This window comes from Tardiphaga sp. (assembly GCF_028290785.1).
In the GTDB taxonomy this organism is placed as follows: Bacteria; Pseudomonadota; Alphaproteobacteria; order Rhizobiales; family Xanthobacteraceae; genus Tardiphaga.
Genome location: NZ_JAQGJD010000221.1, coordinates 1 through 14,234, shown reverse-complemented (window position 1 = coordinate 14,234; position 14,234 = coordinate 1). Strand labels below are relative to the sequence as shown.

Annotated in this window: 11 protein-coding genes; 3 read left to right on the top strand and 8 right to left on the bottom strand. The window is 63.2% G+C overall.

The window, feature by feature from the left end; all coding sequences use genetic code 11:
• Positions 1–87: 87 nt before the first annotated feature.
• A complete protein-coding gene (ugpC, locus tag JWR89_RS13535; protein ID WP_299716960.1) occupies positions 88–1,152 on the bottom strand; it encodes a sn-glycerol-3-phosphate ABC transporter ATP-binding protein UgpC in 1,065 nt (354 codons plus the stop codon).
• Between the two features lie 215 nt (positions 1,153–1,367).
• Here ugpC and JWR89_RS13530 point away from each other — a divergent pair, with 215 nt between their 5' ends.
• The 3 genes from JWR89_RS13530 to JWR89_RS13520 all read left to right on the top strand — a co-directional run bounded on the left by JWR89_RS13530 (position 1,368) and on the right by JWR89_RS13520 (position 5,021).
• Positions 1,368–3,176 (top strand): IlvD/Edd family dehydratase, encoded by a 1,809-nt coding sequence (locus JWR89_RS13530; RefSeq protein ID WP_299716958.1) that lies wholly within the window; start codon positions 1,368–1,370, stop codon positions 3,174–3,176.
• Positions 3,177–3,317: 141 nt separating this feature from the next.
• Positions 3,318–4,052, top strand: coding sequence for an SDR family oxidoreductase (locus JWR89_RS13525; RefSeq protein WP_299716956.1), 735 nt, complete (start codon positions 3,318–3,320; stop codon positions 4,050–4,052).
• Between the two features lie 222 nt (positions 4,053–4,274).
• The gene (locus JWR89_RS13520) at positions 4,275–5,021 is read left to right on the top strand and encodes an SDR family NAD(P)-dependent oxidoreductase (RefSeq protein ID WP_299716954.1); all 747 of its coding nucleotides are present in this window, start codon (positions 4,275–4,277) and stop codon (positions 5,019–5,021) included.
• 177 nt (positions 5,022–5,198) lie between these two features.
• On the opposite strand, the gene JWR89_RS13515 is transcribed toward JWR89_RS13520, so the two are convergent.
• The 7 genes from JWR89_RS13515 to JWR89_RS13485 form a co-directional block, all read right to left on the bottom strand.
• A complete protein-coding gene (locus JWR89_RS13515) occupies positions 5,199–5,990 on the bottom strand; it encodes a TonB family protein (protein ID WP_299716952.1) in 792 nt (263 codons plus the stop codon).
• Positions 5,991–6,007: 17 nt separating this feature from the next.
• Positions 6,008–6,478 (bottom strand): TonB system transport protein ExbD, encoded by a 471-nt coding sequence (exbD, locus tag JWR89_RS13510; RefSeq protein WP_299716950.1) that lies wholly within the window; start codon positions 6,476–6,478, stop codon positions 6,008–6,010.
• Between the two features lie 3 nt (positions 6,479–6,481).
• Complete coding sequence (exbB, locus tag JWR89_RS13505) at positions 6,482–7,351, bottom strand: tonB-system energizer ExbB (RefSeq protein WP_299716948.1); 870 nt, start codon at positions 7,349–7,351, stop codon at positions 6,482–6,484.
• Between the two features lie 349 nt (positions 7,352–7,700).
• On the bottom strand, positions 7,701–10,088 hold the full coding sequence (locus tag JWR89_RS13500) for a TonB-dependent receptor (protein WP_299716946.1): 2,388 nt from the start codon (positions 10,086–10,088) through the stop codon (positions 7,701–7,703).
• Positions 10,089–10,351: 263 nt separating this feature from the next.
• Positions 10,352–11,041, bottom strand: coding sequence for a Fe2+-dependent dioxygenase (locus JWR89_RS13495; RefSeq protein WP_299716944.1), 690 nt, complete (start codon positions 11,039–11,041; stop codon positions 10,352–10,354).
• Between the two features lie 121 nt (positions 11,042–11,162).
• Positions 11,163–13,724 carry a TonB-dependent receptor gene (locus tag JWR89_RS13490; RefSeq protein ID WP_299716942.1) on the bottom strand — a complete coding sequence of 854 codons (2,562 nt, stop codon included), beginning with the start codon at positions 13,722–13,724 and terminating at the stop codon, positions 11,163–11,165.
• 235 nt (positions 13,725–13,959) lie between these two features.
• On the bottom strand, positions 13,960–14,199 hold the full coding sequence (locus JWR89_RS13485; RefSeq protein WP_299716994.1) for a hypothetical protein: 240 nt from the start codon (positions 14,197–14,199) through the stop codon (positions 13,960–13,962).
• Positions 14,200–14,234 lie beyond the last annotated feature (35 nt).

The window sequence follows — 14,234 nt, the reverse complement described above, 5'->3', positions numbered from 1 at the left end:
TGTTCAGCGCACAACATCCCGGGATTCCGGGCCTGCATCAGCCGGCTTCGCCGTCTGTTGCATCCCGGAATGACATAGCTTCGAGTCCTAGATCCGCTTGCCGGTGTCCTTGTCGAACAGATGCGCGACGCTGGCGCGGGGCCGCAAATGTACCTTGTCGCCGGGCTCGACGTGACGGCGATCCCGGAAGATCGCGATGATGTCCTGGGTGCCGATGCGGGCGACGATCTGGGTTTCAGAGCCGGTGGGCTCGACCACGATGATCTCGGCCTCGATGCCGTCATCGGCAAATTCGAGATGCTCCGGGCGGATGCCGTAAATCACGGCCTTGCCGTTCGACGCCGCGGGTGCCGACGCCACGGGCAACCGCGCGCCGCTAGCAGTCTCGACCCATGGCTCGCCGCCATTGACCTTCAGCGTGCCCTCCAGGAAATTCATCGCTGGCGAACCGATGAAGCCGGCGACGAACTTGTTGTCGGGATGGTCGTAGAGGTCGAGCGGCGAACCCATCTGCTCGACGATGCCGTCCTGCATCACCACGATCTTGTCGGCCATGGTCATGGCCTCGATCTGGTCGTGGGTCACATAGACCGTCGTGGTCTTCAGCCGCTGATGCAGCTCCTTGATTTCCGCGCGCATGGCCACGCGCAGCTTGGCGTCGAGGTTGGACAGCGGCTCGTCGAACAGGAACACCTGGGGGTCGCGGACGATGGCGCGGCCCATGGCCACGCGCTGGCGCTGGCCGCCGGACAACTGGCGCGGATAGCGATCGAGCAACCGGCGCAGGTCGAGAATATCCGCGGCGCGATTGACTTTGGTATCGATCTCGCTCTTTTCCGCGCCACGCAATTTGAGCGAGAAGCCCATGTTCTGCGCCACCGTCATGTGCGGATAAAGCGCGTAGTTCTGGAACACCATGGCGATGTCCCGCTCCTTCGGCTGGACGTCGTTGACGACGCGGTCGCCGATCGAAATGGTACCGGAGGTAATCTTTTCCAGCCCGGCGAGCATACGCAACAGGGTGGATTTTCCGCAGCCGGACGGCCCGACCAACACGACAAAAGCGCCGTCCTCGATCGGGACCGAGACGCCGTGAAGCACCTCAAAACCACCGAACGATTTACGCACGTCGTGAATCTGCACTGACGCCATACAATTCCCCTTCCCAGAACTCCGACGTCCTGCGGCTCAAGCCGCGGCGTCTGTTGGCCGACGTCATAGCAGAAATTTTTTGGCTTGTCGTTGGATCATAGTCGTAGGGATGGCGGGGTCCGGCCACGTTGCGAAGCGGGCGCGGGCGTGCAACCATCGCGCCGTTCGTCGAAATATTATGACGCACCGATCAAGTGTGCGCTGCGGGAGAAACTATGAATAAGCCGATCACCGGGATCGTACGACGCAAACTCCGCTCCAGCGAATGGTTCAACGATCCGCACAATCCGGCGATGACCGCACTCTATCTTGAGCGCTATCTGAATTACGGTCTGACCCGCCACGAGCTGCAGTCCGGCAAGCCGATCATCGGCATCGCCCAGACCGGCAACGACCTGTCGCCGTGTAACCGGCATCATCTCGAACTGGCAAAGCGGGTCCGCGAAGGAATCACCGCCGCCGGCGGGCTGGCGATGGAATTTCCGGTGCACCCAATCCAGGAGACCGGCAAGCGCCCGACCGCGGCGCTGGACCGCAACCTTGCTTATCTCGGCCTGGTCGAGGTGCTGTTCGGCTATCCTCTGGACGGCGTGGTGCTGACCACCGGCTGCGACAAGACCACCCCGGCGTGCCTGATGGCGGCGGCGACGGTGAACCTGCCGGCCATCGTCCTGTCGGGTGGACCGATGCTGAACGGCTGGCACGACGGCGAACGGACCGGCTCCGGCACTGTCGTGTGGAAATCCCGCGAGCGGCTCGCCGCCGGCGAGATCGACTACGAGGAATTCATGACCATCGTGGCGTCATCGGCGCCGTCGGTCGGCCATTGCAACACCATGGGCACCGCCTCCACGATGAATTCCCTGGCCGAGGCGCTCGGCATGTCCCTGCCCGGCTGCGCGGCAATCCCCGCGCCCTACCGCGAGCGCGGCCAGATTGCCTACGAAACCGGCAGCCGCATCGTCGAGATGGTTTGGGAGGATCTGAAGCCCTCCGACATTCTGACGCGAAAAGCGTTCGAGAACTGCATCGTGGTCAATTCAGCGATCGGCGGTTCCACCAATGCGCCTATCCATATCAATGCGCTGGCGCGCCACATCGGCGTCGAACTGGACATCGATGACTGGCAGAGCGTCGGCCATGCGATTCCGCTGCTGGTCAACATGCAGCCGGCCGGCTTCTATCTGGGTGAGGAGTATCACCGCGCCGGCGGCGTGCCGGCGGTAACCCGCGAACTGATCAAGCACGGCAAGATCCACGAGGACGCGCTGACGGTGAACGGCCACACCATGGGCGAGAACTGCGCCAAGGCGCCAGCCCCCGACAACGACGTGATCTGGTCCTACGACAAGCCGCTGGTGACGGATGCGGGCTTCCTGGTGTTGCGTGGCAACCTGTTCGATTCCGCGATCATGAAGACCTCGGTGATCTCCAAGGAATTTCGTGACCGCTATCTGGTCAACCCGAAGGACCTCAACGCCTTCGAAGGCCGCGCCATCGTGTTCGAGGGGCCGGAGGACTATCACCACCGCATCGACGACGAGTCGCTGAACATCGACGAACATTGTATCCTGTTCGTGCGCGGCACCGGGCCGATCGGCTATCCCGGCGGTGCCGAGGTGGTGAACATGCAGCCGCCGGCGGCGCTGATCAAACGCGGCATTCACTCGCTGCCGTGCATCGGCGACGGCCGGCAATCCGGCACCTCCGGCTCACCGTCGATCCTCAATGCGACGCCGGAGGCCGCGGCCAATGGCGGGCTGGCCATTCTGCAGACCGGCGACATGGTTCGCATCGACCTCAACAAGGGGAGCGCGAATATTCTGATCTCGGACGCGGAGCTGAACAAGCGCCGCGCAGCGCTGAAGGAATCCGGCGGCTTCAAATATCCCGCGCACCAGACGCCGTGGCAGGAGCTCTATCGTTCCACGGTCGGCCAGCAGGCCACCGGCGCCTGCCTCGAACTCGCCACCCGTTACCACGACATCGCCGGCAAGATCGGCACCGCGCGGCATAACCACTGACTGTCGTTCCGAAGCGCGAGCGAACCCGGAACCTCGACATGAGACGATGAACATGGCGGGGTTCCGGGTTCACGGTCGGCTGGCGCCGCCCGTGCGCCGGAATGACAAAGCGACAATCAACCAACTATAGGAGAGAACCACATGTCCGATCGTCTGAAGGGCAAGCGCGCCTTCGTAACTGCGGGCGCCGTCGGCATCGGCCGCGCCTGCGCGCTGGCATTTGCGCGCGAGGGAGCGACAGTATTCGCCACCGATATCGACGAAGGCAAGATCGCCCTGCTCGGCCAGGACGGCGTCTCGGAAACCGCCAAGCTTGACGTCCGCGACACCGCGGCGGTCGATGCGATGGCCAAGCGCGTCGGCACCATCGATATCCTGCTGAATGCCGCGGGATTCGTGCACCACGGCTCGGTGCTCGACTGTTCCGACGAAGCCTGGGATTTTTCGTTCGACATCAACGTCAAGTCGATGCACCGCACGATCCGGGCGTTCCTGCCGGGCATGCTGGAGAGCGGCCATGGCTCGATCGTCAACATTGCGTCCGCCGCCGGTGTCTTCAAGGCGGCGCCGAACCGCTACGTCTACGGCGCGACCAAGGCCGCCGTGGCGGCGCTGACCCGCGCGGTAGCCGCCGACTTCATTACCCAGGGCATCCGCTGCAATTGCATTTGCCCCGGCACCATCGAGACACCCTCGATGCTGGACCGCGCCGCTGCCGCAGGCCCGAACGGTCGCGAGATGTTCGTGAGCCGGCAGCCGATGGGACGGCTCGGCACTGCGGAAGAGATCGCCTCGCTCGCCGTCTACCTCGCCAGCGACGAGAGCTCGTTCACCACCGGCGTCGCGCATGTCATCGATGGCGGCTGGACGTTGTAGTTCTAACCTCTCCCCGCACTTGGCGGGGAGAGGTCGAGCGGCGAAGCGCAGCGAAGCCGGTCGGGTGAGGGGCATGGCACGGCTCTCGTCACGCGCTCTATGCTCGCAGATCGCAAGCGCCCCTCACCCCACCCTCTCCCCGCAAGAGCGGGGCGAGGGAGCGCACGGCCGTCGCATCGCTTTCTGCCATTCCATACTGACGAACAACGAGGAGACATTCCCATGAACAAGATCGATCTGAACGGCCGCTGTGCCGTGGTTACCGGCGGCGCACAGGGATTCGGGCGGGCCATTACCGAGCGCTTCGTCGCCTCCGGCGCGAAGGTCGCGATCTGGGATCACGACATCGCCTTCGCCGAAAAGACCGCCAAGGAAGTCGGCGATGCCGCGATTGCGGTGGGCGTCGATGTCTCCGATCTTGCCGCCGTCGAGAAGGCGCGCGACGCGACGCTGAAGGCGTTCGGCAAGATCGACATCCTGGTCAACAATGCTGGCATCGCCGGCATCAACAAGACGGTATGGGAGACCGACCTGGAAGAATGGCGCAAGGTGCTGCGCATCAACCTCGACGGCCCATTCATCTGCTGCAAGGCCATCGTGCCGTCGATGCTCAAGCAGGGCTACGGCCGCATCGTCAACATCGCCTCGATCGCCGGCAAGGAAGGCAACCCGAACGCCGCGCACTACTCGGCTTCCAAGGCCGGGCTGATCGCGCTGACGAAGTCGCTCGGCAAGGAGCTGGCGTCGTATGAAATCGCGGTCAACGCGATCACGCCGGCGGCGGCGAGGACGGCTATCTTCGACCAGATGACGCAGCAGCATATCGACTTCATGCTGTCGAAGATCCCGAAGAACCGTTTTGTGCTGGTGGAAGAGCTGGCGGCGATGGCGGCGTGGCTGGCATCGGAAGACTGCTCGTTCTCGACCGGCGCGGTATTCGATATTTCTGGCGGACGCGCGACGTATTGAGTCTCGTTCCCCGGATGCAGCGCAGTGCGCCGCGCTTGCGGCGTGGTGCGCTGCTGATCCGGGGCCCGCTGGCTTAAGAAACCGGGATCCCGGATCTGCGGAGCGGCATGGCGGCGATGCAAGTGTGCATCGCCCGAGAATGCGCACCGCGTCCCGGACACGGGTCCGAGGCCAGCCCTAACCCTTGCCCTTCACACGAAAAATCACCGGCAGCGTAAAGCTCAAACCTTCGTCGGCGATGAGCGGCGGCGGCGGGGGCAGCGGATCGGAACGGCGCACCATCGCCAGCGCCGCCTCGTCGAACGCGGCATCGCCCGAACTCTTGACGACGCCGACTGCAAGTACCTTGCCGGTACGGTCGATCTCAAAATTGACGGTGATCTCGGCGGTCTTCTGTTGGCGCTCGGCCGGATACTTCTTGTGCTTGTCGAGATGCGCCACCAGTTCCTTCTGCCAGGTCACCTTGACGCGACGCGCGCTGTCGCCGGAACCCTGCGCCGGCGCAACCGAACGCGGGCCTTCTACCGCGGCTTCGGAACTCGGCATCGCGGTGGCCTCGGCGGCGACGGATTCGGTGGAGGCCGACTGCTGCACCGCCTGCTTCTCCGGCTGCTCCTCGGTCGGCTTCTTGGAATCGTTGGTGGTCACCACGCGGTCGGGATCCTCGCTCTCCTGCGGGATCGCCTTCGGCAGATCGGTCTCCTTGACCTCGGCCTTCTGCTCGGCAACCGCCGGCGAAGCGGTGGACGCGTCGGTGTCCGGCCCCGGCGGCAGATCGGTGGCCTCGAGCTTGGGCGACATCATCTCCAGCCCAACCTCGATGGCCGGCGCACCGAGCGAGTCGTCCATCTCCTCGGATTCCATGGTCGTCACCGCCAGCGCGATGCCGATGCCATGCAGAAGCACGGCGCCAAGCGCCGCGATCATCCACAGCCGTCGCGACGGCTTTTTTGCATCGAGGTCGGACATCACTAAACCGGTTTCGTTCAGAGCTTCGGCTTCTCGGCCGACGGCGGCACGGCGCCCGTATCCGGCACGCCTTCCAGCGTGACCAGTTTGAGTTTCGTGTAGCCGCCGGAACGCAGCAATTCCAGCACGTCCATCATGTCGCCATAGGGCACCGCCCGGTCGGCGCGCAGGAAGATCGCGCGGTCCTTGTTGCTGTCGGGCATCGCATCGAGCGAACGCACCAGATCGACGCGCTTGACCATGTTCTCACCGATCGCCACCGCCAGATCGGACTTGATGCTGACATAGGTCGGCTTGTCCGGTTTCTTCTGCGGCGTCGCGGTCGAGGTCGGCAGGTCGATCGGCAGATCCACCGTGGAAAGCGGCGCCGCCACCATGAAGATGATCAGCAGGACGAGAATAACGTCGATGAAGGGCGTGACGTTGATTTCGTGGGATTCGCCGAAATCGTCGTCGTCATCGGAGCCTTCGGACAGCGACATGCCCATGGGTTATTCCGCCGCGCGTGCGTGGGAGACATGGGTGCGGTCGAGGTCGCGCGACAGCAGCCGGCCGGCGGCTCCCGAGGCGCGGCTGACCTGCTCGAGGTACCCCTTCGTGACGCGCGAGAAGTGATTGTAGATGATCACCGCGGGGATCGCCGCGACCAGACCGATGGCGGTCGCCAGCAAGGCTTCGGCGATGCCGGGTGCAACCACCGCAAGGTTGGTGGTCTGCGACTTCGAAATGCCGATGAAGCTGTTCATGATGCCCCACACGGTGCCGAACAGGCCGACGAACGGCGAAGTGGCGCCGATGGTCGCCAGCGCGCCCATGCCGAAGCGGACGCGGCGCGCCTCGGCGCGAACGATTTCCGAAAAGCTCGACGCGGCGCGCTCCTTGATACCACTGTCGCTGGAGATCCCCGCCGACATCCGCCCTTCGCGCATGGCAGCGGCAAGCAGCGACGACAGCACGCTCTCCTTCTCGCCGAGTGCGAGCTGCGCCTCCGACAGAGAACGGGTATCGGCGATACGGCGGAGCGATTTCTTCAGGCGGCGCTGCGCAGCCGATAGCTCGATAGTCTTGGCAATGCCCACGGTCCAGGTCACCAGCGACGCGAAGGCCAAGCCGATCATCACCGCCTGCACGATGATGTCGGCATTCTTGAACATCGACCACGGCGACAGCTCGTGCATGGATGCGGCGACCACCGCCTTGGCGGATTTCGCCGGCTCCGCCGGCGCCGCGGCGTCGATGGCGGACGAAGGCGGCTGCACCCGCGTCGGCTGTGCGGCGGTCGGGGGCGCCGTCACCTGCTGCGCGGCCAGCGGCGAGGCGAGCGACAGAACGGCAAGCGCCGCCAGCAACTTAAGATTCATTCTAAACAAGATCAGACCTCGGCCCATGTGCGGATGAGATGGTTACATATGCCGTTCAATTTGACCGTTTCGCGGTCATCTCGTCGATATTCAACACGGCTTTGAAGAACGCGGTCGGTATTGGCTATCATGCTGCGCGCTTGGGCATTCCGTACCACGCCCCGCGGCCGGAAAACAGCCGCCTCGCGCATGGCTGATGCGATAGCTATTGCCAGATGCAAACTGGAAGCAAACAAATCTCGTACGCGCTGCACGGATGTGCATACCGCCCCCCTGCGCCGCCGTGATGCGGCGGAAAACCGGCCGCATCACGGCCCAACCGGAATGCATCAACACAGATCGTGCCGCGTCAGAGCGAACCCTGTAAGGTCAGCCAGACCGAGCGGCCCGGCGCGATGAAGGTGAACGGCGTGTTGCTGCGATAGAACGCGTCGTAATAGACGGTGTCGAAGATGTTGTTGGCCGACAACTTCGCCTTCAGGTGACGGTTGAACCTGTATTCGGTGAAGGCATCGAACCGCCAGTGCGACGGCAGCACGTTGCCATTGGTCGCTCCGAAGGTGCCGCCATAGATCTCCGAGACGTAAGTCGCCTGCCCGCCGATTTCCCAGGGGGCCGTAATCTGGTACTTGGTGAGCATGTTGAACGACTGATGGGCAATATTGGCGAACTGCGCGCCGACTTGCGTCGGATCGAACGACTTCAGCACCTTGGACTCCATGAACACCGCGCCGGCGAACATGCTCCAGCGGTCAGTGATCTTGCCGCCCATGCCGAGATCGATGCCGCGGACGCGATATTCGCCGGTCGATAGGACGGCATTGTTCGGACCGATTTCACGGGCGTTGCTCTTGACGGTCTCGAACAGCGCGGCCGTCACCAGCAGGTGGCGATCGAACAGCTCCCACTTGGTGCCGACTTCCGACGACTTGTTTTCCTCCGGCGTCAGAGCCTGGAACGGCAGCGAGTTGAACACCGAGCCGCCATAGGCAGCACCGGTCGCATCTAGTTCGGCGCCGGCTGGATTCGACGACGTGGCATAGGCGGCATAGATGCTGCCGAACGGCACCGGCTTGAACACGCCGCCGATATTGTAGTTCACCATGCCGGAATGGTTCGACGTGGTGCCACCCGTCGGATTGACGCCGCTGATCTCGTAATCGTCGTAGCGGACGCCGCCGTTCAGGATGACGATGTCCTGGTAATTGGCGGTCTCGATCAGGTAGCCGGCCTTGGTGTCTACCTTGATGTTGGTCGGGCTGTTGGCGCGCTGCGGCTGGTTCGCGAAGGAAAACTGGTTCGGCGGTGCAAACAGCGAGAATCCCGCCTGACCGCCGGTCTGGACCCCCGCCAGTTCCGCCGTCAGCCCGGCATAGGTATCGCGCATGATATCTTCCCGCGAGATTTCGACGCCGGCCACCAGCGTGTTCCTGACCGGTCCGGTGTCGAACTTGAAGGTCGCATCGGTGACGTTGGCGGCGACATCCGTGACCTGGTAGCGGCTCTGCGACGACAGCGTGACGTTGGTCGCGGTGGCATTGCTCGGCAACGTGCCGACATAGTTCAGGATCGAGCGCTCCAGTCGCGTCTTGTTGGTCAGCGTGATGTCCGGCGTGATCTTGAGTTCGCCGATCACCGTGCCGAAATCCTGCGTCGCCTTCTGGAAGTCGCGGTTGACGAAGCCGTAATAGGTGTTGCGATCGACGTTGATGTCGGTCACCGGCGCGCGTGCCGTGCGGTTATACGGCACGCCGAAGTCCGGCAGGCCGTCGAGATCGGTGTGGACGTAGTTCGCGACCACCTTGAACGAGTCGGTCGGGGTCCACTTCAGCGCCCCCATGGCGCCCCAGCGATCGTCGGTAACGTAGTTGCGGCCGGCTACGTTGGCGTCCTGGAACAGGCCGCCGGTGCGTAGCGAGAGCGTCGGGCTGATCACCTGGTTGACATCCACCGTGACGCGCTTGGTCTGGTCGGTGCCGAAGGTTGTCTCGACCTTCTGGAAGTTGCGGTCGCCCGCCTGCTTGGTGACGATGTTGATGGCGCCTCCGGCGGTGCCGCGACCGGCGAAGGAGGATGCCGGGCCGCGCAAGATCTCGATCTGCTCGGTGAAGAAATTCTCGCGGATGCTGATGGCGGGATCGCGGACGCCGTCGATAAAAACGTCGTTGCGGGCATCGAAGCCGCGGATGAAGAAGCGGTCGCCAAACGCGTTGCCGCCCTCGCCCGTGCCCAGTGTGACGCCGGCGGTGGTGCGCGCCACCTCCTTCAGGCTGGTGGCATTCTTGTCGTCCAGGATCTCCTTGGTGAGCACGGTCACCGTCCGCGGCGTATCGACCAGCTTCTCGGAGAATTTGGTGCCGGCAAGGCGGTCGCTCTTGTAAGGCGCGGCCGCGTCCGCATAAGGATTGGCATCGGCCGCAAGTCCGCCGGCGTTTGGAAACGGCACCGGCGCGACGGGAGTGGGCTGGGTTCGGCGGGCGGCGCGGCGCAAGGCGTTGCGCGCGCGGACCTGGTCGGGAGTTGGCCTCGCGGCGGCCGGACGGGGTCGGGCCACGGGAGCGTCCACCGTCACCGGCGGCAGCGGCGATTGCTGCGCTTCCGCACCCGAGAAGGAAGCGACGGCGATCAGGCCCGCGACGGCTGTGACCTTGCGGCCGGAGTGTGCATCGCCATTACTGTAGATCGCATCAAGCGCCGTGCCGAAACGCAACGATCGCGGTGTCTTGGCCTGCGCCATTCTAGCCCCCGTACTAAACCCAATGGATCACGCAGTTCGTTCTGCGTTGATCGTTCTTGGGTGAAGTAGCCGAGCGTTGAAATGCAGGTCAATGCAGCATGGCCGCAATACGGCGAGTCCATGTTTGAATATGTCTAGATCGAAACGCTCGTGAAACTTGTTAGAAACGTTCTCGACAAGACTTCGCTCGTGAAAACAAAAGCAAGGGAGGCAGAACAGCGAAGACAGCGTTACAGTTGAGAGCGACTCTAAAGTATCGGGGTTCACACCTCGGCCCAGTGCCGGATCAGGTTGTGGTAGATGCCGGTCAGTTTAACGGTTTCCGGATCATCGCGTCCGAGTCGGACCACCAGGTTCTGGATGGCGCTGTCGAGGTCGAAGATCATGCTGCGCGCATGCGCATCGCGGATCATGCTCTGCAACCAGAAGAACGAAGCGACGCGGGTTCCTGATATCACCGGCGTCACCAGATGCAGGCTGGACGCGGGGTACAGCACCAGGTCGCCGGCCGCCAGCTTAACCTCGTGCGAACCGTAGTTGTCCTCGACGATCAGCTCGCCACCGTCATATTCGTCGGGTTCCGACAGGAACAGCGTGATCGACAGATCGGTGCGAATGCGCAAGCCCGTGAGACGGTCGCCGCGCACGGCGTTATCGACATGGATACCGAAATGATGGCCGTCCGAAGCCACATAGCGGTTGAACAGCGGCGGAAATATCTGCAGCGGGATCGCTGCCGAGATGAACCGGGGATTCGATGTCAGAGCCGATATGATGCGATTGCCCAGCGCCCGCGCCACGTCGCTGTCCGGCGGCAGTTGTTCGTTACGTTTGACCAGTGCCGACTGCGCACCGGCGGTGGAGCGGCCGTCTTCCCAGTCGGCGGCATCCATGATGCGGCGGAAATCCGCGACATCGCTCTTGCTCAAGACGTCAGGTACGCAGATCAGCATCGAACACTCCCAATGCACGGCTTCAAAAAAACGCCGCTCCCGGCGCGGGTCCGGTAGCGGCGCATCTCATCTCACAGAAGGCTGGCCGGAGGAAGCAGGCGCGAACGCGCCTGCCCGGCTCTTAGAACTTCGCGCTTACGACCAACGTCCCCGAACGGCCCGGCGCCACCAGCACGAACGGCGCGGCGCTCTGGTACAGCGCATCGTAGTACAGCTTGTTGGTCAGGTTGTTCGCGAACAGCTTGACGGTCCAGTTCTTGTCGATCTTGGCTTCCACGAATGCATCGAAACGCCAGTAGCTCGGCAGCTCCGTGCCCTGGTTGGCGGCGAGGAATGTGCCGCCGTAGATTTTCGAGCGGTAGGTGGCCTGTCCGCCAAGCTCCCAGACGTCGTTGAACTTGTACTTGCTCAGCACATTGAACGACTGGTGCGCGACGTTGGCGAGCTGCAACCCGACATTGCTGGGGAACAGCGCCAGGTTTGCCGACGGCACGTTGGATGCCGTCACCTTGGACTGCATCAGCACCACGCCGCCGAACAGGCTCCATTTGTCGGTGATCTTGCCGGCGACGCCGATGTCGATGCCCTGGATGCGATAGGCCGCGCCGGCGCTGATGCAGGAGATGGTGCCAGTCGAACCGGCGGGATACGGACATGACGGCGTGGAGGTCGCAATGTTGGTAACGTTGCGCGATTCACGCGCGTTATCCTTTTCCGTCTGGAACAGCGCCGCGGTGAATAGCAGCCTTCGGTCGAATAGCTCCAGCTTCGCGCCGATTTCAGCGGCCCGGTTCTTTTCCGGCCCGAAGATCTGGTTCGGATTGCCGTTGAGCGATGGCGCAAGGCCGCCGTACTGGGTGCTGGTGCCGTCGAACTCGGCACCCACCGGATTCGACGATGTCGCGTAGGCGGCATAGAGGCTGGCGAACGGCGCCGGCTTGACCACGATGCCGCCATTGTAGTTGGTCAGCCCGGATTGCGCGGACTGCGCGCCAAACACGTTGGCGACGCCGTTCACGGTGCCGTAGCCGTTGGTGGCGATGTTGTAGTCGTCGTAGCGGACGCCGCCATTCAGGATCACGAGATCATTGTAGTTGGCGGTATCGATGATGTAGCCGCTGTTGGTGTCGATCGCGATCTTGGTCGGCAGTCCCCTTAGCGACGGCGTGCTACCGAACGGCAGGTTGGTGAACTGCGGATTGAAGACGCTGACCCCGATCAGCGATCCCGTGCCGCTGAAGCCGCCGGGCAGTGCTTCCGAACTCAGGCCAGCATAGGAGTCGATGCTGGAACGCTCACGCGAGATCTCAACGCCGCCCAGCGCAGTGTTCTTCCAGCCGGCGAAATCGAACTTGTACGCCGCCTCGGTCTGGTTGGTAAGAGCATCCGTGACCTGGAAGCGGCTCTGCGGGTTGGCCGACAGCGTTGAGGCCGCCAGGTTGGTGGCGTTGATCACCGGGGCTTCCGGCAGCGTGCCGATATAGTCCTGCGACGAGCGCTGCAGTCGCAGCTTGTTGCTCAGCACCAAGTCAGGGGTGATGTGGACCTCGCCGTTGATCGAGCCGATGTCCTGGTGAACCTTGTAGAAGTCGCGGTTGACGAAGCCGTAGAAGTTGTTGCGGTTGACGCCGAAATCGGTGAACGGGCCGCCGGCGGTGGTCGCGGCGTTAGGCCGGTAATACGGCACGCCGAAGTCCGGCAGGCCGTGCAGGTCGGTGTGGATATAGTTGGCGGTCACTTTGATGGCATCGACCGGCTTGAAGGTCAGCGCGGCGAAGGCGCCGTTGCGATCGTCCTTGACGTAGTCTCGGCCGGCCACATCGGCATCCTGGAACAGACCGCCGACGCGCACTGCCAGCGACGGGCTGAGCACTTGGTTGACGTCGATGGTGACGCGCTTGGTGGCATCGGTGCCGAACGAGGTGTCCATCTTGTAGAAGTTTTTTTCGGTGGTCGCCTGCTTGGTGACAATGTTGATGGCGCCACCGGTAGTGCCGCGGCCGGCGAACGACGAGCCGGGACCGCGCAGGATCTCGACCTGCTCGGTAAAGAAGTTTTCGCGGACGCTGACGCCGGCGTCGCGCATGCCGTCGAGGAACACGTCGTTGCGGGCGTCGAAGCCGCGGATGAAGAAGCGGTCACCGAAAGCGTTGCCGCCCTCCCCCGTGCCGAGCGTGACGCCGGCGGTGCTCAGGATCGCCTGCTTCAACGTGGTGGCGTTCTTGTCTTCAAGCAATTCCTTGCTGAGCACCGTCACGGTCTTCGGGGTGTTGAGCAGCGGCTCGGGAAATTTGCTGGACGACTGCAGCCGGTCGATCTTGTATGGTGCCGACGGATCCGCATAGGGATTGCGATCCGGGCCACCGAGTTCGCCGACATTGGGATAGGGCACCGGCGCCACCTGCGCCGGTTGGGTGCGGCGGGCGGCGCGGCGCAGCGCGCTGCGCGCACGCGTGGCATCCGGCGTCGGCTTCGACGCGGCGGGACGTGGCCGGGCGACCGGGGCATCGATCGTCACCGGCGGGAGGTTGGATTGCTGCGCTTCCGCGCCGCTGAACGAGGCCACGGCGATCAGGCCTGCGACGGCCGACACCTTGCGGCCGGAGTGGGTTGCCTCGGATTTTTCGGAGCTCGAAGCGACGGCAACAGAACGCAACGATCGTGGTACCTTGGCCGTGCTCATCGAATTCCGCCCCAAAATGTGACGCAGCGTCGCGGATGCTGCGATAATTTGTCTCAGGGAGACGGAATATCGATGGCGAAATTGGCGGTCAACGCGTTTGGGCTAGAATGAGGCGCAGACATGTTTGAATACATCTAGATAGTAATCGTTCTAAACTGCGGACTGATATTGCTGAATAAAATTCTCCTTGATGATTTGAAGCGTTCTAAGCTGATCGGGATAATTCGATGCCGGCTCAATCCACGCTAGGCGGCTTCATCAGCGAGAACATTTCATCGACGGTCTGTAGCGCGGCCTGCCGGACACGGTCGGTGTTTTCCATGCCGGCGATGTTGATGCCGCGTACCACGGCTTTGATCTCGTCGCGATAGTCCGACAGGAATCGTAGCGGATCGGACGAGTCGTTGGCGACGCGGGCAATCAGTCCGGTGATCAATATCTGGCACGCAATCATTCGTCCGTTCAATTCGTCCATTGTCCGCTCCGGCTTTGCTTGTTCGTTCGCCGCGC